This is a genomic window from Mycobacterium sp. pUA109 (assembly GCF_041287095.1).
Classification (GTDB): Bacteria; Actinomycetota; Actinomycetes; order Mycobacteriales; family Mycobacteriaceae; genus Mycobacterium.
Genome location: NZ_JBGGKS010000021.1, coordinates 60,942 through 80,734, shown reverse-complemented (window position 1 = coordinate 80,734; position 19,793 = coordinate 60,942). Strand labels below are relative to the sequence as shown.

Sequence of the window (19,793 nt, the reverse complement as noted above, 5' to 3'; positions counted from 1 at the left end):
ACGATGCGGTGATCATGAAGTGCAGTCGCGGGATCGGGTCGTTGATGCTGTCCGCCGGGTTGTTCGCCGGGTCGGCGGTGCTGGCCGCACCGAGCCACGCCGACGCGAGCGGCGATGCGTTTCTCTCCGCGCTGACGAACGCGGGCATCGCCAGCCCGGACCCAGCGGCCGCCGTCGCGGTCGGTCAGTCGGTCTGCCCGATGTTGTCCGAGCCGGGGCAGAACACCGCCAACGTGGCGGCGAAAGTGGCCGACTCCACCGGGATGTCGCTGGGCCCGTCGACCATGTTCACCGGTATCGCGATCTCGATCTTCTGTCCCGCCCTGGTGTCCCGGTTGGGCGCCGGCGTGCCGCAGCTGCCGATCCTGGGCGGCTAGCCCCCTCAGCTGAAGGCTTCGTCGAGGATCTCCTGCTGCTCGACGGCGTGCACCTTCGACGAACCCGACGACGGCGCCGACATGGCGCGCCGCGAGATCCGCTTGATCCCGGTCAGCTTGTCGGGCAACAGCTCCGGCAACTCCAGGCCGAACCGCGGCCAGGCGCCCTGATTCGCCGGCTCCTCCTGCACCCAGAAGTACTGGGCGGCGTTGGGGTAGCGGTCCAGCGTTTCGGCCAGCCGACGCTTCGGCAGCGGCGCAAGCTGCTCGATCCGCACAATCGCGACGTCGTCGCGGTTGTCCTTGGCCTTGCGGGCGGCCAGCTCGTAGTACACCTTGCCGCTGGTCAACAAGACGCGGGTGACCTTGCTGCGGTCCCCGATACCGTCCTCGTAGCCGGGTTCCTCCAGCACCGAGCGGAACTTGACCTCGGTGAAGTCCTTGATGTCGCTGACCGCGGCCTTGTTGCGCAGCATCGACTTCGGGGTGAACACGATCAGCGGCCGCTGAATCCCGTCCAGGGCGTGCCGGCGCAACAGGTGGAAGTAGTTCGACGGCGTCGAGGGCACCGCGATCGTCATCGAGCCTTCCGCCCACAGCTGCAGGAAACGTTCGATGCGCCCGGAGGTGTGGTCGGGCCCCTGGCCTTCGTGGCCGTGCGGCAGCAGCAGCACCACGTTGGACAGCTGTCCCCACTTGGCTTCACCGGAGCTGATGAACTCGTCGATGATCGACTGGGCGCCGTTGACGAAGTCGCCGAACTGCGCCTCCCACAACACCAGGGCGTCCGGGTTGCCGACGGTGTAGCCGTATTCGAAGCCCACGGCGGCGAATTCGGACAGCGGCGAGTCGTACACCAGGAACTTGCCACCGGTCGGGTTGCCGTCGGTGGTGGTGGCCAGCAGCTGCAGCGGGGTGAACTCGGCACCGGTGGTGCGGTCGATGATCACCGAATGCCGTTGGGAGAAGGTGCCGCGGCGGGTGTCTTGGCCGGACAGCCGAATCAGCTTGCCTTCGGAGACCAGCGAACCCAACGCCAGCAGTTCGGCGAACGCCCAGTCGATCTTGCCCTCGTAGGCCATTTCGCGGCGCTTCTCCAGCACCGGCTTGACCCGCGGGTGCACCGCGAACCCATCCGGAACCGCCAGATGCGCGTCGCCGATGCGGGCCAGCAGCGCCTTGTCCACCGCGGTGGACAGCCCGCGGGGCACCTGCTGCTCGGACTCCACCGATTCGCTGGGCTGCACCGCGTGCTTTTCCAGCTCGCGGACCTCGTTGAACACCCGCTCCAGCTGCCCCTGGTAGTCGCGCAGGGCGTCTTCGGCTTCCTTCATCGAGATATCGCCGCGGCCGATCAGGTCTTCGGTGTAGCTCTTGCGGACGCCGCGTTTGGTGTCGATGACGTCGTACATGTACGGGTTGGTCATCGACGGGTCATCGCCCTCGTTGTGTCCGCGCCGGCGGTAGCACAACATGTCGATGATCACGTCCTTGTGGAACTTCTGCCGGAAGTCCACCGCCAGCCGCGCCACCCATTCGCACGCCTCCGGGTCGTCGCCGCTGACGTGGAAAATCGGCGCCCCGATCATCTTCGCGACGTCGGTGCAGTACTCGCTGGACCGGGAGTGGTCGGGCGCGGTGGTGAACCCGATCTGGTTGTTGACGATGATGTGGATGGTGCCGCCGACCCGGTAGCCGGGCAGCATCGCCATGTTCAGGGTTTCGGCGACGACACCCTGACCGGCGAACGCTGCGTCCCCGTGCAGCATGATCGGCACCACCGAGAAGCCCTGTTCGCTGGTGCCCTTGTCGAGCAGGTCCTGTTTGGCCCGGACCAGCCCCTCCAGCACCGGGTCGACGGCCTCCAGGTGCGACGGGTTGGCGGTCAGCGACACTTGAATGTCGTTGTCGCCGAACATCTGCAGATACACGCCGGTGGCGCCGAGGTGGTATTTGACGTCGCCGGAGCCGTGCGCCTGGGACGGGTTCAGGTTGCCCTCGAACTCGGTGAAGATCTGCGAATACGGTTTGCCGACGATGTTGGCCAGCACGTTGAGCCGGCCGCGGTGCGGCATGCCGACGACCACCTCGTCGAGGCCGTGCTCGGCGCACTGGTCGATCGCCGCGTCCATCATCGGGATGACGGTCTCGGCGCCTTCCAGCGAGAACCGTTTCTGCCCCACGTATTTGGTTTGCAGGAAGGTTTCGAACGCTTCCGCGGCGTTGAGTTTGCTCAGAATGTACTTCTGTTGGGCGACGGTCGGTTTGTCGTGCTTGACCTCGACGCGCTCCTGCAGCCACTGCTGCTGCTCGGGCTCCAGGATGTGGGTGTACTCCACCCCGACGTGCCGGCAGTAGGCGTCGCGCAGCACCGACAGCACATCACGCAGCTTCTTGTGGGTGGCCCCCATGAAACCGTCGACCTTGAACACCCGGTCCAGATCCCACAACGTCAAACCGTGGGTCAGCACGTCGAGGTCGGGGTGGCTGCGGAACCGGGATTTGTCCAGCCGCAGCGGATCGGTGTCGGCCATCAGGTGTCCGCGGTTGCGGTACGCGGCGATCAGCTCGTTGACCCGGGGATTCTTGTCGGCGATCGAGTCCGGGTTGTCGGTGCGCCACCGGATCGGCTCGTAGGGGATGCCGAGTTCCCGGAAGATCTCGTCCCAGAACCCGTCGGAGAGCAGTGTTTCGTGGATGGTCCGCAAAAAATCACCGGATTCCGCGCCCTGGATGATCCGGTGGTCGTAGGTGGAGGTCAGCGTCACCAGCTTGCCGATCCCCAGCTCGGCGATGCGTTGCTCGCTGGCGCCCTGGAACTCCGCCGGGTATTCCATCGCCCCGACCCCGATGATGGCGCCCTGCCCGGCCATCAGCCGCGGCACCGAGTGGACGGTCCCGATGGTGCCCGGGTTGGTCAGCGAGATCGTCACCCCGGCAAAGTCTTCGGCGGTCAGCTTGCCGTCGCGGGCCCGACGGACGATGTCCTCGTAGCCGGCGATGAACTGGCCGAACCGCATGGTCTCGCACCGTTTGATGGCCGCGACCACCAGCGAACGCTTGCCGCCCTTGCCGGGCAGGTCGATCGCCAGGCCGAGGTTGACATGCGCGGGGGTGACCGCGTTGGGTTTGCCGTCGACCTCGGTGAAGTGCCGATTCATGTTGGGGAACGCTTTGACCGCCTGCACCATCGCGTAGCCCAGGATGTGGGTGAACGACACCTTGCCGCCGCGGGCGCGTTTGAGGTGGTTGTTGATGACGGTGCGGTTGTCGATCATCAGCTTGGCCGGCACGGCGCGCACGCTGGTGGCTGTGGGCACCTCCAGCGAGGTGGACATGTTCTTCACCACGGCGGCGGCGGCGCCGCGCAGCACCTGCACCTCGTCACCGTCGGCCGGCGCCGCAGCGGCGGGCTTCGCCGGCGCCGGGCGGGGTGGCGCGGCCGCGCCGTTGCCGGTGGCCGGTGCCGGGGCAGGCGGGGCGGCCGGGGCCGGAGCGGGCCGCTGGTGCGGCTGCGCGTCGGTGGTGGTTGGGGTCTCCGCGGTGGGCTCGGGGTTGTAGTCGACCAGGAACTCATGCCAGCTCGGATCCACCGAGGAGGGGTCGTCGCGGAACTTGCGGTACATCTCCTCGACCAGCCATTCGTTCTGACCGAATGGTGAACTTGTAGTGCTCACGGCAGCTACTCGCCTCGATTCCTCATCCTTTGGCCACCGCGCTCGGCGGTGCTTGCCACTGTTGCCTACACCCCGCTGTGTCGGATTCCCCGCCCCTAAAGGCTAACGCTTCGCGGATATTCCGCTAGACGTGTCACCGCAGGCCAGCGGCTTAGCCGCTGTCCTGCGCCGCCGGCAGCAGGTGCAGGGTGACCGGCCAGCGCGCCGGCGGATCGCCGAATGCCTTGCGGGCGTTGCCGATGATCTTCTTGCCCATCAGCCGGTTACCCCAGCCCCCGATCAGGGTGCCGATGCCGACCGGCAGCAGCTTGCCGAACGCCAACACCGCGCGCTTGATCGTGTAGCGCTTGACGAAGTATTTCAGCAGGCGCGAGTTGAGCTGCGTCACCGCCGGCAGCGGCAGCGCGGCGGTGCCCTCCGACAACCAGGCGCCGCGGGTGCGCCCGGGGCCCAGCAGATCGGCGACCGCGCGTTTGCCACCGTCGCCGACCAGCACGGACAGCACCAGGGCGCGACGCCGTTCCCGTTGTTCGGCGGGGATGCCGTGCACCTCGGCGACCGCGAGCACAAAGATCGCGGTGGCCTCCAGGAAGACCGCGGTCTCGCCGGCCAGCGCGGACAGCGCGACCAAGGTGCCGACCGCGGGGACCGCGGCCGTCGCACCCACCGCCGCGCCGCTGGCCATCACCGCGCGCAGATAGTGCTTCTCCAATTTGGCGACGATATCGGCCGGGGTGGCGTCGGGGTTGCTGTTGCGCAGCCGGTCCACATAGGCCCGCACCGCCGGGCGCTGCACCCGCGAACTCCGCTCGATGATGCGGGACAGTGCCCGCGCCGCCGTGCTGGGGTTCTCGTCGCCGGCAGTGGGTAGCCGAGTCGGCGTTGATCCGCTCCGTCGGGCGCCCATGGTCGCCTCCCCTCCGAATACCGTGCCTTCAGGCTAACGTCCCGCAAACCACGGACGTTCCCGGCTCACCGCGCTGGTCGGCGGGCCGGGGTTGTCCGGCGGCCGATCTGTCCGTAGCGTCGCAGCGGATTACTTTGCCCGGAATCGTCCGGGCCGGAGATAGCCAGAGGGGAGCGGACCGGAGCCGCGCGGGACGGATTGATCGATGGCCAACCAACTGACGCCGCTGCGCGACGCCAGCCCGTCGCCGGCGATTCGGATGGTGGCCCAGGGTTCCTTGCTGGTCACCGCACATATCAAGGTCATGTGGTTGCACGGGTTTGCTGACCACGGGTGTTCGGGGCGGTGGCGCGGATGAGCACCGCGACGCGCGCGGGCCGGCCGACCGCGGCGGCCCCGGCGAACCCCTGGTACGCGCTGTGGGCGATGGTCGTCGGGTTCTTCATGATCCTGGTCGACTCCACCATCGTCTCGGTCGCCAACCCCAAGATCATGACGGCGCTCGACATCGGGTTCGACGCGGTGATCTGGGTGACCAGCGCCTACCTGGTGGCCTACGCGGTGCCGCTGCTGGTCGCGGGCCGGTTGGGGGACCGGTTCGGCCCGAAGAATCTGTATCTGATCGGGCTGGCGGTGTTCACCGCGGCGTCGCTGTGGTGCGGCCTGTCCGGCAGCATCGGCATGCTGATCGCGGCCCGGGTGGTGCAGGGCACCGGTGCCGCACTGCTGACCCCGCAAACCCTGACGATGATCACCCGGATCTTCCCGCCGGAGCGGCGCGGGGTGGCGCTGAGCGTGTGGGGTGCCACCGCCGGGGTCGCGACCCTGATCGGCCCGCTGGCCGGCGGCGTGCTGGCCGACGTGTTGGGGTGGGAGTGGATCTTTTTCGTCAACGTGCCGATCGGGGTGATCGGGCTGGCGCTGGCGGCCCGGCTGATCCCGGTCCTGCCCACCCACACCCACCGGTTCGACCTGCTCGGTGTGGCGTTGTCCGGGGTGGGGGTGTTTTTGATCGTGTTCGCCCTGCAAGAGGGCCAGTCCAACCACTGGCAGCCGTGGATCTGGGCGGTGATGGTCGCCGGTGTCGGCTGCCTGGTGATGTTCGGCTACTGGCAGGCGATCAACCGGCACGAGCCGCTGGTGCCGCTGCGGGTCTTCGCCGACCGCGACTTCAGCCTGTCCAACCTCGCTGTTGCCGTGATCGGGTTCGCGTCGGTGGCGCTGATGTTCCCGGTCATGTTCTACGCGCAGGGTGTGTGCGGGCTGTCACCGACCCGCGCGGCCCTGCTGACCGCGCCGATGCCGGTCGCCAACGGCCTGTTGGCCCCGCTGGTGGGGCGCATCGTCGACCGGTCGCATCCCCGCCCGGTGGTCGGGTTCGGGTTCTCCATGCTGGCGATCGCGCTGACCTGGCTGTCGATCGAGATGACCCCCACCACCCCGATCTGGCGGCTGTTGTTGCCGTTCGCCGCGTTGGGGATCGGCATGGCGTTCATCTGGTCGCCGCTGAGCGCGACCGCGACCCGCACCCTGTCGCCGGAGTTGGCCGGCGCGGGGTCGGGGGTGTTCAACGCGACCCGGCAGATCGGCACCGTGCTCGGCAGCGCCGGCATGGCCGCGTTCATGACCGGGCGGCTGTCCGCCGATATGCCGGACCTGCCCAACAGCGGGCATCCGCAGTGGCCGGGCGGGGAGGTGCTGCAACTTCCCGAATTCCTGCGGGAACCGTTCGCGGCGGCAATGTCCGACGCGATGCTGCTGCCGGCGTTCATCGCCTTGTTCGGGGTGATCGCGGCGCTGTTTTTGGTCGGGATGATCACCGCCGAGCCGCCGCCACCGGCGCGGGCGGCCGCCTTTGCCGACCTCGACGACGTCGAGCAGCGCCCTGCGATTTTTGAGGGCCGCACGGAGGTGATCCCGGTCATCCCCGCCGACGACGACGTCGAGTACCCGTTCGACCCGCCGGTGGCTGCGCCCGCCGGGGACATCGGGCCGGAGCCCGAGGACGACAGGGACACCGACCCGCTGCCGGTGCCGCCCACCGCCGCCGACCCCTGGCCCGGCGACCCGCTGGAATCCTGGCCCAGCCTGGCCAACGATCCCGTGCACGACCTCAAACGGAACGCGGCGGTCGAGCCGATCGGGTTCGCCCACAACGGCTTTCACGTCGACGATGAGCAGCGGTTCCGTCCGCTTGCCGACCTATCGCCGCGACGCGAGGTCGCTGACGCCGGGATGTTCGAGGACACCGACGACCTGTCGGCGTCCGACGATTACGGGGAGCATGCCCGCACCGGTCGCAGCTGGAAAGGACCGCGCGGCGCGCATTCCTGGCCGGCCGAGGACCACCCGGGCGCCGACGACGGCGGTTCGGCCCGCCACCGCTTCCCCGAGCAGCAACCCCCGCCGCACCGGCATCGCCACCCCGGTCCCGACGACGCGGCCGGCCACGGCCGCCATTCCTTCCCCGAGGACTGACCCGGCCGCTCGCCGGTTTCTCGCCGAGTGTGCAGATTCATACGCTTTTCGCGCCGAAAACGTATGAGGTCGCACACTCGGGCGCTGCTGTGGATGGCCGGGGGCGGCCTGGCCGCAGATGTTGGATCGTGGCGGTCATGCAACCCGTCGAGTGGCCGTTTCTGGCGGCGGAGGCGTTAGAGGCCGGAGCCTTGACCTTCCGCGAACTGCGCCGCCGTCATGTCGCCGTCTATCCCGGGGTGTGGGTACCGCGCGGAGCCGAGCTGTCGCCGGTTCAGCGGTCCCGCGCGGCCTGGCTCTGGTCGGGTCGGCAGGGCGTGCTCGCCGGGCTCTCGGCGGCGGCCCTGTTGGGCGCCAAGTGGATCGACGCCGACCTGCCCGCCGAGCTCATCCACACCAATCGGCGACCGCCGCCGCGGCTGCGCGTCCACACCGATGTCCTGCTGCCCGGCGAAACCCAAACGGTCTCCGGAATGCCGGCAACCACCGCCGCTCGCACCGCCTTTGACCTCGGCAGGCGACTCCCGCTCACGGACGGGGTGCAGCGTATCGACGCCCTGATGAACGCCACCGATGTCAAGGCGGTCGACGTCGAGGCGGTGATCACCCGTCATCCCGGCGTTCGGGGACTGCGGCAGCTGAGGGAAACGCTGCGCCTGGTCGATGGCGGCGCCGAGTCGCCCTACGAGTCGCTGACCCGGTTGCTGCTGGTGCAAGCGGGCTTCCCGCGGCCGCAGACCCAGATCCCGGTGCGTGACGAGTACGGACGGGTGTTTGCGCGCATCGACATGGGCTGGGCGGAATGGCGTGTTGGCGTCGACTTTGAAGGCGCCCACCATTGGACCGAGCCCCGGCAGCGGGACTGGGACCTCGAGCGCTATGCCAAACTGGCCGAACTCGGCTGGAACGATATCCGGTTGACGGCCCGGATGCTGCACACCAACCCGTGGGGGTTCCTCGACCGTGTCGGTGCGGCCCTGATCGCCCGCGGCTGCCCGAAAACGTGGTAAGCCGCTCGCCGACTGTGCAGATGCATACGCTTTTCGCGCCGAAAACGTATGAGATCGCACACTCGCCGATGAGGGCGACCGGCCCAGGGGGCGACTCAGGGGCCAGCGGTCAGGGCCAGGAAGGCGCCGAGGTCGACCAGGCCGGCCGGTGTGGCGGGCAGATAGTCGGTCAGCGCGTCGGCCCGCACGATCGTGGCCGCATACTGCGCCCGGCTGACCGCGACGTTGAGCCGGTTCCGGTTGAGCAGAAACGAGATGCCGCGCGGAACGTCGGCGATGGAGGACGCCGTCATCGACACGAACACCAGCGGCGCCTGCCCGCCCTGAAACTTGTCCACCGTCCCGACCCGCACCTCGGCCAGCCCGGCGGCCGCCAACCGCGCACGCAGCAGCACCACCTGGGCGTTGTACGGCGCCAGCACCAGCACGTCGGCGGCGGTCAGCGGTCGGGTGCCGCGCTCATCGGTCCAGGACGCCCCGAGCGCGCGGGTGATCTCGGCGACGATCACCGCGGCCTCCTCGGGGCTGTCGGTCGCGTTGCCGTCATGGTGGACCGTCAGCACCCGCACCCCGGGCGGGTAGCCGGCTAGCCGGCGGGCCGCGGTTACCTCGGGAACGCATTGCAGCCGGCCCGCATACGACAGCGCCGACACCGCCGCGCACACCCGCGGGTGCAGCCGGTAGCTGCGGTCCAGGAAATAGCCGCGGTCGGGCGGCAGCGTGCGGTGACCGTCCACCAGCCAACCCAGCGCGGAGGCGTCGACCGGTTCGGGATGGGTGCCCTGGCTGACCTGCGGCAGCTGCTGCGGGTCGCCGAGCAGCAACAGGTTCGCCGCCGCGGACGCCACCGCGATGGTGTTGGCCAGACAGAACTGGCCGGCCTCATCGATCACCAGCAGGTCCAGGCAGCCCGCCGGCACCCGGTCGCGGTTGACGAAATCCCATGCGGTGCCGCCGATCACGCATCCGTCGGTGCCGGCGATGAAGGCGGCGTACTGGTTTTCCGGGAGGTGTTGCCAGCGTGGGTTGTCGCGGTCGTGGCGCTTTTTGGCCACCCGCTGCGCGTCCAGGCCGGCGTCGACGACGCAGTCCAGCAGGTTCTCCACCACGGCGTGGGACTGCGCGACCACCCCGACCCGCCACCCGTGCTGGCCGACCAGGTCGGCGATGACGTGGGCCGCGGTGTGGGTTTTGCCGGTGCCGGGCGGCCCGTGCACGGCCAGGTAGGAGCCGTCCAGGTCGAGCAGCGCGGCGGTGATGTCGGCGGCGACGTCGTCGCTCCGGGGCAGCCCGGCGCGACCGCGCAGCCGGGGCGGGCGGCGCAGCAGGAGGTCGACGGTGGCGGTGCGGGGCAGCGCCGGCAGCGCCGCGGCGAGTTCGGTCGCCGTCGCTTCGATGGCGTTGCGCAAGGTTTTGGTCGGGATCGGCGCGCCCGGGGTGAGCGCGAACGGCAGCTGGTCGAAGGTGGTGCCGTCCTTGGGGATCCGTTCGCAGATCACCAGTTCGGTGGGCACGGTGGGGTCGTCGACCTCGATCACCTCGGCGTGGCCGGCCGCCCGCCGGTCGGGGCTATCGACCAGGCCGGTCGGCGCCGGCGGCGCGTACAGCGCGAACACCTTGGTGTTCAGCTGGCCGCGGGCCAGTGCGCCGGTCAGCCGCACCCGCCGCTGCGGGTTGTGCCGCCGCGACGGCCGGTGCCAGTCGGCGACGACGCCGGCCGCATCGACGACGAACACGTCGGGGTCGTCGGCCCATTCGTCGATCGGATAGTTCAACCGGTTGAAATGCGCCCACCAGAACGGTTTTTCCTCCCGCCGGTGATAGCCGCGGGCGGCGGCCACCAGCGCGACGGCGGTTTGTTCGGGGCTGCGGTCGCCGCCGGCCGCGTCCCCGGCGGCTGCCGCCAACACCCGGGCCAGCGGGTCCTCGGGTTCGACGCCGCCGCCCTCGACGACGGGTTGGGTGCCGCTGGGGGCGACCCCGGATTCAAACGCCCGCAGCAGCAGCCAATCCCGCAGGGCACGGGTGGACCGGCAGTCGTAGTGGTTGTAGTCCTCGATCTGTTTGAGCATGGTCGCCGCGTCGGCGTCGCGACCGGCGGCGCGCAGCTCGGCAAATCGTGCGTACCCGGTGATCGAATCCGCGGCGGTGGTGACATCGCCGTCCCGCAGCTCGGCGCCCATATACAGCGGTTCCAGCGCCTTGAGGCTGACCGACTCGGCGCCGACGCGGATGCTCTTGCGCACCAGCGGATACAGGTCGACCAGCACCCCGCTGCGCAGCAGGTCGTCGACCGCGTCCTCACCGACGCCGTGCCGGCCGGCCAGCCGCAGCAGCGCGGTCTTCTCGTAGGGCGCGTAGTGGTAGATATGCATGTTCGGGTGGCGTTGGCGGCGGCGGGCCACCAGCGCCAAAAACTCCGTCAACGCCCGGCGCTCCTCGACGCGGTCGTGCGCCCACAGCGGACGAAACACCCCCCGCCGACCGGCTTCCAGCACCCCGAACAGGTACTCCAAGCCCCACTCGGTGCCGTCGGCGGTCCACAGCGGATCGCCCTCGAAGTCGAAGAACAGGTCACCGTCGTCGGGTTCGGGCAGCAGCGCCAGCTGCTGCGGGTCGACGACCTCGAACTGCGGCACCCCGGTGGTGCGCTGGGCGACCTGCAGTTTCGCCTGGGCGGCCAGGGCGTCCACGGTGCGCTGCGCCAGGTGGGGCACCGGCCCGCGGTGCGCGGCCAGGTCGGTGACGGTGACGATGCCGGCCTCCAGCAGCCGGGCCCGCTGGGTGACCCGCATCCCGGCCACCAGCAGCACGTCGTCGTCGGCGCGGACCCGCTCGGTGCACACCGGGCAGCGGAAGCAGGCCTGCACCGAAGCGTCGTCCCAGCGCACCGCGGCGCCGCCGGCGTAGTGGTCATCGAGCAGCCGCTGCACCCGGGTGCGCTGCGCCCGGTAGACGGGGGTCAGCTCGTCGCTGCGGTACCCCACCAGCTTGCCGTTGCCGAGCACCAACTCGACCTGCGGCGCCACCGGCACCCCGGCGCGCCCCAGCGCGTCGGCGTAGGCGGCCAGCTGCAGCAGCGCGGTGACCTTGGCCGAGCGGGCCAGCTTGGCGTCGCGGATCCGGTACCGGTCGCCGTCGCGCACCAGGAAGTCGGCGAACCCGAGGAACCGTCCGTCGAACATCGCGGCCTGACACAGCGCCGGCGCGCCGTCGGCGACCGCGCGCAGCGTCGCCTCGGTGGCCGCGGTCAACCCGGCGTGGGTGTAGGCCGGCCGGCCGATGACCGTGACCGGCCCGTACCGATCGCGCAGCTCGTCGAGCTGGCGCTGCTCGTGCTCGTCGCCCAGGGCGGCGGTGCGGGTGAACAGGTCGGTGTCGGTGTCGACGCCCGGGCCCCGGCCGAGTTTCGCGTCGAAGCCGCGCAGCAAGGCGTATTCGCACTGCGCGGCGGCCGCGAGGTCCGAGGCGCTGTAGATGACCTTGTCGTCGAGGACGAACACGTCACCAACGCTAGGTCAGCGCACCGACAGGTCCACTCAGCCGGCGGGGGTGTTGCCGATCAGCTCGACGCCGGTCCCGTTCCAGCGGAACTTCACCACGCTGCTCAGGCCCGCGATGCCGCTGGCCGCCTGCAGGGCGACAACGTCGTCGCCGCACTGCGCCAGGTCGATTCCGCTGAACCCGTAGGTGTCGGGCACCCCCTGCGCCAGGTACTGGCCCTGGTGGAACATCACCGCCCGGGTGTTGGGGTGCTCGGCGTTGGTGTTGGCCTTGACGATCACCGCCGACAGCTGGGTGCACTGGTTGTAGTTGCCGGCCAACGGTTCGGGATTCCACGGCTGCTGGCTGCGGGGATCCCGCGGCAGCTCCGACACCGCCTTGGCGATCGCTGGCGCACCGAGATTGACCGCGCACGGGTCGGCCGGCGGCGCGCTGCTGGGCGGCGCACTGGTGGCCGGTGGCGCGGCCGCCGCCGGGGTTGGGGGACTGCTGCCCTGCGGGGTCTTGGCGACCGTGGAGTCGCCCGACCCGCATCCGGCCAGCGCGCCGGCGGCGCACAGCCCGGCGGTGGCTAACCTCATCACCCGGCCGGCACGGCGCCGGCCTCGATTTGCTACCCACAACACACCGGGCACCGTACCGCCAGCGCCGCCGCGAATGCGGCAGGCGTGGCCGCGGGGCCAGGGGACCGCGGATAAGCCGATAGACTCCATCTGCCATGACCTCCCCAGATGCCCCCGCCGCGACGTCCCCGGCGACGTTTGCCGACCTGCAGATTCACCCGGCGGTGCTGCGGGCCGTCGCCGACGTCGGCTACGAGATCCCCTCGGCCATCCAGGCGGCCACCATCCCGGCGCTGCTGGCCGGTGATGACGTGGTGGGGTTGGCGCAGACCGGCACCGGCAAGACGGCCGCTTTCGCGATCCCGATCCTGTCCAAAATCGACACTGACAGCAAAGCCACCCAGGCGCTGGTGCTGGCGCCCACCCGGGAGCTGGCCCTGCAGGTCGCCGAGGCGTTCGGGCGTTACGGCGCGCACCTGCCGCAGGTCAACGTGCTGCCGATCTACGGCGGCTCGTCCTACGGTGTGCAGCTGGCCGGGCTCCGGCGCGGCGCGCAGGTGGTGGTCGGCACCCCCGGGCGGGTCATCGACCACCTGGAACGGGGCACCTTGGACCTGTCCCGGATGGACTACCTGGTGCTCGACGAGGCCGACGAGATGCTGCAGATGGGTTTCGCCGAGGACGTCGAACGGATCTTGGCCGACACCCCGGAGTACAAGCAGGTGGCGCTGTTCAGCGCGACCATGCCCCCGGCGATCCGCAAGATCACCACCAAATACCTGCACGACCCGGTCGAAGTCACCGTCAAAGCGAAAACCACCACCGCGGAGAACATTTCGCAGCGCTACCTGGAGGTCGCCGGCCCCCGCAAGATGGACGCGCTGACCCGGCTGCTCGAGGTCGAGCCGTTCGAGGCGATGATCGTGTTCGTCCGCACCAAGCAGGCCACCGAGGAGGTCGCCGAACGGCTGCGGGCCCGCGGGTTTTCCGCCGCCGCCATCAACGGCGACATCCCGCAGGCGCAGCGGGAACGCACCATCACCGCCCTCAAAGACGGCAACCTGGACATCCTGGTCGCCACCGATGTGGCCGCCCGCGGGTTGGACGTGGAACGCATCTCCCATGTGCTCAACTACGACATCCCCAACGACACCGAGTCCTACGTGCACCGGATCGGGCGCACCGGCCGGGCCGGGCGCTCGGGCACCGCGTTGCTGTTCGTCTCGCCGCGGGAGCGGCACCTGCTCAAGGCGATCGAAAAGGCGACCCGGCAAAAGCTCACCGAGATCGAGTTGCCGACCGTCGAGCACGTCAACGCCCAGCGGGTGGCGAAGTTTCGGGACTCCATCACCGACACCCTCGGCGCGCCCGGTATCGACCTGTTCCGCAGTCTGGTCGAGGACTACGGGCGCGAGCACGACGTGCCGATGGCCGATATCGCCGCGGCGCTGGCGCTGCAGTCCCGCGACGGCGACCAGTTCCTGATGGCGCCGGAGCCGCCGCCGGAGCGCCGGCCCCGCGACCGGGCCGACCGGCCGGCGCGCAAACCGGGCGCCAAGGGCGGGCCCAAGGACGGTTTCGTCACCTACCGCATCGATGTCGGCAAGCGGCACAAGGTCAGCCCGGGTGCGATCGTCGGCGCCATCGCCAACGAGGGCGGGTTGCACCGCAGCGACTTCGGCCACATCAGCATCCGCGGCGACTTCTCGCTGGTGGAGCTGCCGGCCAAGCTGCCGCGCCAAGCGGTCAAGGCGTTGGAGCGCACCCGCATCTCCGGGGTGCTGATCAACCTGCAGCCCGACCGTTCGTCGGGCAAACCCCGCCGCCGCACCGAGGGCGCGCCGCGCCGGAAACCTGCGGGATGACCCTGTCGCGCAGCGAGACCGCCCAGGGCGGACTCGAGCAGGTCGCCACCGTCGATCGGGTCGCCTCGCTGACCGGCATCCGCGCCGTCGCGGCGATCCTGGTGGTGGCCACCCACGCCGCCTACACCACCGGCAAGTACACCCACGGGTATGTCGGCCTGGTCTGGTCGCGGATGGAGATCGGTGTCCCGATCTTCTTTGTGCTGTCCGGTTTTCTGCTGTTTCGGCCGTGGGTGAAAGCGGCCGCGGCCGGCCGTGCGGGGCCGTCGGTGAGCCGCTACGCCTGGCACCGGGTGCGGCGCATCATGCCGGCCTACGTCGTCACCGTGCTGGCGACCTACCTGCTGTATCACTTCTTCGCGCAGTCGCTGGCGTCCGGCTACAACCCCGGCCACACCTGGCTCGGGTTGCTGCGCAACCTCACCTTGACGCAGATCTACGCCGACCACTACGTCTACGGCGGCTACCTGCACCAGGGCCTCACCCAGATGTGGAGCCTGGCGGTGGAGGTCGCGTTCTACCTGGTGCTGCCGGCGTTGGCGTATCTGCTGCTGGTGGTGCTGTGCCAGCGGCGTTGGCGACCCGGGCTGCTGCTGGCCGGGTTGGCCGCCCTGATCGCGGTCACCCCGGGGTGGCTGGTGCTGGCGCACACCGCGTCGTGGCTGCCGTACGCGGCGCGGTTGTGGCTGCCCAGCTACCTGGCCTGGTTCGTGGTCGGGATGATGCTGGCGGTGCTGCAGGCGATGGGGGTGCGCTGCTACGCGTTCGCCGCGCTGCCGCTGGCGGTGGTCAGTTACTTCATCGTGGCCACCCCGATCGCCGGGGCGCCGACGACGTCGCCGACTGGGCTGAGTGAGGCGCTGGTCAAAGCCGCGTTTTACGCCGCGATCGCCGGGCTGCTGGTGGCGCCGTTGGCGCTGGGCAACCGCGGCTGGTCTCCGCGGCTGCTGGCCAGCAGGCCGATGGTGTGGCTGGGGGAGATCTCCTACGAGATCTTCCTGATCCACCTGGTGCTGATGAACGTCGCGCTGGTCAAGGTGGTGCGCTACCCGGTCTACACCGGCTCGATGCTGGTGCTGTTCGTGGTGACGCTGGCGCTGACGATCCCGCTGTCGTGGCTGCTGCATCGGCTCACCCGGGTACGACCCCAACCCACGGCCGGATAGGTTAGCCTGCCCTAAATTACCGCAAATCCCTTAAAGCCCAGGCTTATTGGGTGGCGTGACTGGGTCGCGTTGCGGGCGCCACGACCGGCACCACGAACTCCTCGAGCATCGCCCGTTCGTCGGCGGCGTCGCGGCCGGGAAAGTTCAGCAGCGAGGTCATCACCCGCACCACCCAGCGGGCGCGACGTTCGACGGCCTGTGGCGCCGCGCCCCCGTCGGGGTCCAGCGAGCCCACGAAGCCGGCGACCAGGGCGGTGATCACCGCGGAACGGTCGGCCATCTCCGCGCCGATCGGCGGCCCGGTGGTGGCGAACCACGACGCCAACGCCGGGTTTTGCCGCACCAGCGCCAGCGCCTGCCCGATGCCGGTGAGTAGCCGCTGGTGCGGGTCGGTGACGTCGGCCAGGTTTTCGGTCATCTGGTGGTAGAGCGCCCGGGCCTCCCGGTGCACGTAGGCGGTGTAGAGCGCGTCGCGGTTCTCGAAGTACCGGTACAGCGTGGCGCGCGAACACCCCGCCGCCCGGGCGATCTCGAGCATGCCGACCGCGCCGGGATCGTGGTCGGTGAACAATTCGCCGGCCGCGTCCAGGATGCGTTCGGCGGCCACCTCGCTGCGCCGGTCGGCCAGCCAGTCGGTGCCCGCCATCAGGCGACCCGGAACGGGACCGACAGCGGGCGTCGCACATAGCTGCCGCCGGCCCAGACGACCCCGGACAGGTCCACCTCGAAATCCGGGCAGCGGGCCAGCAACTCGGTCAGCGCCACCCGGGCCTGCATCCGCGCCGCCGCTGCGCCCAGGCAGTGGTGGGCGCCGTGGCTGAAGGACAGGATGCTGCTCGGTCGCCGGGTCACGTCCAGTTCGGCGGCGTCCGGGCCGTACTGGCGTTCGTCGCGGTTGCCCGACCCGTACAGCAGCAGCACCTTGCGGCCGGCCGGGATGGTGGTGTCGCCGACGGTCACTTCGCGGGTGGTGGTGCGGCACAGGCCCTGCACCGGCGAGGTCAGCCGCAGCAGCTCGTCGACGGCGTCGCGGACCAGGCCGGGATCCTCGATCAGCAGCCGACGCTGGTCGGGCCGCTGGTGCAGCAATTGCACCGAGCCGCCCAGCATTCCGGTGGTGGTGTCGTTGCCGCCGGTGACCATGGTGAAGGTGAACGCCAGGATCGACAGCAGCCCGGCGAGATCGCCGTCGGCGCCGACCCCGGCGGCCACCAGATGCGACACGGTGTCGTCGGCGGGTTCGGCGCGACGCCGCTCGATCAGGCCGGTGAAGTAGGTCATCATCGACGCGACGGCGTCACCGGCGGTTTCGGCCGCGGCCGCAAAACCGCCCTCGGCGGTGTTGGCCGCCACGATCGCCTCGGTCCAGCCGTCGAACTGGGCGCGGTCCTCCTCGGGCACCCCGAGATAGTGCGCGACGACCATCGACGGCAGCGGTTTGAACAGCTCGGCGACGATGTCGCCGCTGCCGTTGGCGCGTAACCGCTCGATGCGCTGCACGACGAATTCGCGCACCTGGGGCTCGACCGCCTCCACCTGGCGCGGGGTGAAACCCCGGGCCACCAGCTTGCGGAACTCGGTGTGCACCGGCGGGTCCGTCATCACCATCGGCGGGTTGTCCGCCAGGCCAATGAGTTCCAGCTCGCCGTAGTTGACGGTCAGGCCCTGGGCCGAGGAGAAGGTTTCGTGGTCGCGGGCGGCCGCCCAGATATCGGCGTGCCGGGACAGCACGTAGTAGTCCTGATCGGGTCGGCCGTCGGGCACCACGTGGTGCACCGGGTCATGGTCGCGCAACGCGGTGTACATCGGCCACGGGTTCGGCCAGGTGGCCGCGTTACAGAGCTCAAAGCGCGCCTCGTGAGACACAGAAGTCGTCATGTCTCATGAGTACGACAATGGCAGCCCGATGTCAACCATCGCGCTCGCCGAGTGGCACTCTGGCGACGCGACACGCCGGTACGGCGTCGCCAGAGTGCCACTCGGCGCAGTGTTAAAACGCCGCGCCGGGGTTGAGGATGCCAGCGGGATCCAGCGCGGCCTTGATCCGCTGGTTAAGCGCAAGCGCCTCGGGCCCGATCTGCCCGGCCAGCCACGGCCGCTTGAGCCGTCCGACCCCGTGCTCGCCGGTGATCGTGCCGCCCAACGCCACGGCCAGGTCCATGATCTCGCCGAACGCGGTCTCGGCGCGGCGGGTCATGGCCGCATCGGCGGGGTCGTAGACGATCAGCGGGTGGGTGTTGCCGTCGCCGGCATGGGCGATCACCGAAATGGTCAGGTCGCGGTCGGCGGCGATGGCCTCGATGCCGGTGATCAGGTCGGCCAGCGCCGGCAGCGGCACCCCGACGTCTTCCAGCAGCAGCGAGCCGGTGGCTTCCACCGCCGGGATGCAGAACCGCCGCGCGGCGACGAACGCTTCGCTTTCGTCGGGGTCGTCGGTGGAGAACACCTCCTTGGCGCCGTGTTCGGTGAACACCGCGGCCATCAGCTCGATGTCCTCGGCGCCGGCCCGACCGCGTTCGTCGGAGCCGCCCAGCACCATGGCGGCGGCCTCGCGGTCCAGCCCCATCCGGAAGTGGTCCTCGACGGCGTTGATCGCCGCCGCGTCCATGAACTCCAGCATGGCCGGGCGGATCCGCGCGGTGACACCCAGCACGGCTTCGGCCGCGGCCTGCACCGAGGCGAAGGTGGCCACCACCACGCTGGAGGTGTGCTGGGCCGGCAGCAGCCGCAGCGTCACCTCGGTGACCACCCCCAGGGTGCCTTCGCTGCCGACGAACAGCTTGGTCAGCGACAGCCCCGCGACATCCTTGAGCCGCGGGCCGCCCAACCGGACCGCGGTGCCGTCGGCCAGCACCACCTGCAGGCCCAGCACGTAGTCGGTGGTCACCCCGTACTTCACGCAGCACAGCCCGCCGGCGTTGGTGGCGATATTGCCGCCGATGCTGCAGATCTCAAACGACGACGGGTCCGGCGGATACCACAGCCCGTGCTCGGCGACGGCCTTTTTGACCTCGGCGTTGAGCAGGCCGGGCTGGCACACCGCGGTGCGGGTGACCGGGTCGACGGTGATGTCGCGCATCTTCTCCGTCGACAACACGATGCCGTCGTCGAGCGCGGTGGCGCCGCCGGACAGCCCGGTGCCGGCCCCGCGCGGCACCACCGGGACCCCGTGCCGGCTGGCCCAGCGCATGATCGCCTGCACCTCTGCGGTGCGCCGTGGCCGCACCACGGCCAGGGGTTTCCCGGCGGCCGGGTCCAGGGCACGGTCTTGGCGGTAGCTCTCGGTGATGGCGCGATCGGTGACCACCATGCCGTCGGGCAACTCGGCGATCAGCTCATCGAGCACTTGGGCATCCACACACCGATCCTATGCGCCGGGCACGATGGTGAGGTGTTTCCCCATCCGCGCACCGGTACGCCGTTCGACTCGCCGGTGCCGCCCGGGTCGGGCTGGCCGGGGGATCCGGCGACCCCGCACACCGCGGTGGCCGGCGACGCCGCGCAGGTGGCGCTGCTCGCCGAACAGGCCGGGTCGATCCCCGAACTCGACGCCGAAATCAGCGTGTGCCGGGCCTGCCCGCGGCTGGTGGCCTGGCGGGAGGAGGTCGCGGTGATCAAACGCCGCGCCTTCGCCGATCAGCCGTACTGGGGGCGGCCGGTGCCGAGCTGGGGATCGCCGCGTCCGAGGCTGCTGATCGTCGGGTTGGCGCCCGCCGCGCACGGCGCCAACCGCACCGGTCGGATGTTCACCGGCGACCGCTCCGGCGACCAGTTGTACGCCGCGTTGCACCGCGCCGGCCTGGCCAGTCAGGCCACCAGCGTGGACGCCGCCGACGGGTTGCGGGCCAACAAGGTCCGCATCGTCGCCCCGGTCCGCTGCGCACCCCCGGCGAACGCCCCCACCCCGGCCGAACGCGCCACCTGTGCGCCCTGGCTCGCCGCCGAGTGGCAGCTGGTCGCCGCGCACGTGCGGGCGATCGTCGCCCTGGGCGGGTTCGCCTGGCAGGTGGTGCTGCGGCTGCTGGCCGATCAGGTGCCCAGGCCCAAGCCGCGCTTCGGGCACGGCGCGGTCGCGGAGTTGGGGTCGGGGGTGCGGCTGCTGGGCTGCTTTCACCCCAGCCAGCAGAACATGTTCACCGGCCGGTTGACCCCGGCCATGCTCGACCAGGTTTTCGTCGACGCGCGCACGGCGGCCGGCATCCGCTGACCGCGGGAAGGTTCACCGGGCCGCCGGCGTTGCACACCG

The 19,793-nt window shown here is 70.2% G+C and carries 14 protein-coding genes; 7 read left to right on the top strand and 7 right to left on the bottom strand.

The features are described 5' to 3' along the window. Positions 1-14 precede the first annotated feature (14 nt). Positions 15-377: a DUF732 domain-containing protein gene (locus ACAG26_RS21725; RefSeq protein WP_370485136.1), complete on the top strand. Its 363-nt coding sequence runs from the start codon at positions 15-17 to the stop codon at positions 375-377. Positions 378-382: 5 nt separating this feature from the next. Here ACAG26_RS21725 and ACAG26_RS21720 read toward each other — a convergent pair whose 3' ends face one another. Beyond that, complete coding sequence (locus ACAG26_RS21720; RefSeq protein ID WP_370485135.1) at positions 383-4,054, bottom strand: multifunctional oxoglutarate decarboxylase/oxoglutarate dehydrogenase thiamine pyrophosphate-binding subunit/dihydrolipoyllysine-residue succinyltransferase subunit; 3,672 nt, start codon at positions 4,052-4,054, stop codon at positions 383-385. A gap of 151 nt (positions 4,055-4,205) precedes the next feature. Beyond that, on the bottom strand, positions 4,206-4,961 hold the full coding sequence (locus ACAG26_RS21715; RefSeq protein ID WP_370485134.1) for a hypothetical protein: 756 nt from the start codon (positions 4,959-4,961) through the stop codon (positions 4,206-4,208). Positions 4,962-5,166: 205 nt separating this feature from the next. Here ACAG26_RS21715 and ACAG26_RS21710 point away from each other — a divergent pair, with 205 nt between their 5' ends. The 3 genes from ACAG26_RS21710 (at position 5,167) to ACAG26_RS21700 (ending at position 8,449) form a co-directional block, all read left to right on the top strand. Continuing rightward, a complete protein-coding gene (locus tag ACAG26_RS21710) occupies positions 5,167-5,319 on the top strand; it encodes a hypothetical protein (protein ID WP_370485133.1) in 153 nt (50 codons plus the stop codon). Then, positions 5,316-7,439, top strand: a complete 2,124-nt coding sequence (locus ACAG26_RS21705) for an MFS transporter (protein ID WP_370485132.1) — start codon at positions 5,316-5,318, stop codon at positions 7,437-7,439. The genes ACAG26_RS21710 and ACAG26_RS21705 overlap by 4 nt, the downstream gene beginning before the upstream one ends. A 137-nt stretch (positions 7,440-7,576) precedes the next feature. Next, complete coding sequence (locus ACAG26_RS21700; RefSeq protein ID WP_370485131.1) at positions 7,577-8,449, top strand: hypothetical protein; 873 nt, start codon at positions 7,577-7,579, stop codon at positions 8,447-8,449. A gap of 95 nt (positions 8,450-8,544) precedes the next feature. Here ACAG26_RS21700 and ACAG26_RS21695 read toward each other — a convergent pair whose 3' ends face one another. Continuing rightward, positions 8,545-11,952: a TM0106 family RecB-like putative nuclease gene (locus ACAG26_RS21695; protein ID WP_370485130.1), complete on the bottom strand. Its 3,408-nt coding sequence runs from the start codon at positions 11,950-11,952 to the stop codon at positions 8,545-8,547. 36 nt (positions 11,953-11,988) lie between these two features. Next, positions 11,989-12,534: an LppP/LprE family lipoprotein gene (locus ACAG26_RS21690; protein WP_370485129.1), complete on the bottom strand. Its 546-nt coding sequence runs from the start codon at positions 12,532-12,534 to the stop codon at positions 11,989-11,991. A gap of 137 nt (positions 12,535-12,671) precedes the next feature. Between ACAG26_RS21690 and ACAG26_RS21685 the strand changes: the two genes are divergently transcribed. Beyond that, the gene (locus ACAG26_RS21685; protein WP_370485128.1) at positions 12,672-14,381 is read left to right on the top strand and encodes a DEAD/DEAH box helicase; all 1,710 of its coding nucleotides are present in this window, start codon (positions 12,672-12,674) and stop codon (positions 14,379-14,381) included. Further along, on the top strand, positions 14,378-15,547 hold the full coding sequence (locus ACAG26_RS21680) for an acyltransferase family protein (RefSeq protein ID WP_370485127.1): 1,170 nt from the start codon (positions 14,378-14,380) through the stop codon (positions 15,545-15,547). Before ACAG26_RS21685 ends, ACAG26_RS21680 begins: the two co-directional genes overlap by 4 nt. 43 nt (positions 15,548-15,590) lie before the next feature. Here ACAG26_RS21680 and ACAG26_RS21675 read toward each other — a convergent pair whose 3' ends face one another. The 3 genes from ACAG26_RS21675 to ACAG26_RS21665 form a co-directional block, all read right to left on the bottom strand. After that, complete coding sequence (locus ACAG26_RS21675; RefSeq protein ID WP_370485126.1) at positions 15,591-16,193, bottom strand: TetR/AcrR family transcriptional regulator; 603 nt, start codon at positions 16,191-16,193, stop codon at positions 15,591-15,593. Then, positions 16,193-17,425: a cytochrome P450 gene (locus ACAG26_RS21670; RefSeq protein WP_370485125.1), complete on the bottom strand. Its 1,233-nt coding sequence runs from the start codon at positions 17,423-17,425 to the stop codon at positions 16,193-16,195. Before ACAG26_RS21670 ends, ACAG26_RS21675 begins: the two co-directional genes overlap by 1 nt. A gap of 112 nt (positions 17,426-17,537) precedes the next feature. Next, the gene (locus ACAG26_RS21665) at positions 17,538-18,857 is read right to left on the bottom strand and encodes an FAD-binding oxidoreductase (protein WP_370485169.1); all 1,320 of its coding nucleotides are present in this window, start codon (positions 18,855-18,857) and stop codon (positions 17,538-17,540) included. An 81-nt stretch (positions 18,858-18,938) separates the two neighbouring features. On the opposite strand from ACAG26_RS21665, the gene ACAG26_RS21660 reads away from it, so the two are divergent. Further along, on the top strand, positions 18,939-19,754 hold the full coding sequence (locus tag ACAG26_RS21660) for a uracil-DNA glycosylase (RefSeq protein WP_370485124.1): 816 nt from the start codon (positions 18,939-18,941) through the stop codon (positions 19,752-19,754). Positions 19,755-19,793: the final 39 nt, after the last annotated feature.

Excerpts from the sequence above, each read along its gene's own strand:
- ACAG26_RS21690 (WP_370485129.1), bottom strand. The coding sequence starts at position 12,534 with ATGAGGTTAGCCACCGCCGGGCTGTGCGCCGCCGGCGCGCTGGCCGGA.
- ACAG26_RS21670 (WP_370485125.1), bottom strand. The coding sequence starts at position 17,425 with ATGACGACTTCTGTGTCTCACGAGGCGCGCTTTGAGCTCTGTAACGCG.
- ACAG26_RS21680 (WP_370485127.1), top strand. The coding sequence starts at position 14,378 with ATGACCCTGTCGCGCAGCGAGACCGCCCAGGGCGGACTCGAGCAGGTC.
- ACAG26_RS21685 (WP_370485128.1), top strand. The coding sequence starts at position 12,672 with ATGACCTCCCCAGATGCCCCCGCCGCGACGTCCCCGGCGACGTTTGCC.
- ACAG26_RS21675 (WP_370485126.1), bottom strand. The coding sequence starts at position 16,193 with ATGGCGGGCACCGACTGGCTGGCCGACCGGCGCAGCGAGGTGGCCGCC.
- ACAG26_RS21715 (WP_370485134.1), bottom strand. The coding sequence starts at position 4,961 with ATGGGCGCCCGACGGAGCGGATCAACGCCGACTCGGCTACCCACTGCC.
- ACAG26_RS21700 (WP_370485131.1), top strand. The coding sequence starts at position 7,577 with ATGCAACCCGTCGAGTGGCCGTTTCTGGCGGCGGAGGCGTTAGAGGCC.
- ACAG26_RS21665 (WP_370485169.1), bottom strand. The coding sequence starts at position 18,857 with ATGGTGGTCACCGATCGCGCCATCACCGAGAGCTACCGCCAAGACCGT.
- ACAG26_RS21705 (WP_370485132.1), top strand. The coding sequence starts at position 5,316 with ATGAGCACCGCGACGCGCGCGGGCCGGCCGACCGCGGCGGCCCCGGCG.
- ACAG26_RS21725 (WP_370485136.1), top strand. The coding sequence starts at position 15 with ATGAAGTGCAGTCGCGGGATCGGGTCGTTGATGCTGTCCGCCGGGTTG.
- ACAG26_RS21710 (WP_370485133.1), top strand. The coding sequence starts at position 5,167 with ATGGCCAACCAACTGACGCCGCTGCGCGACGCCAGCCCGTCGCCGGCG.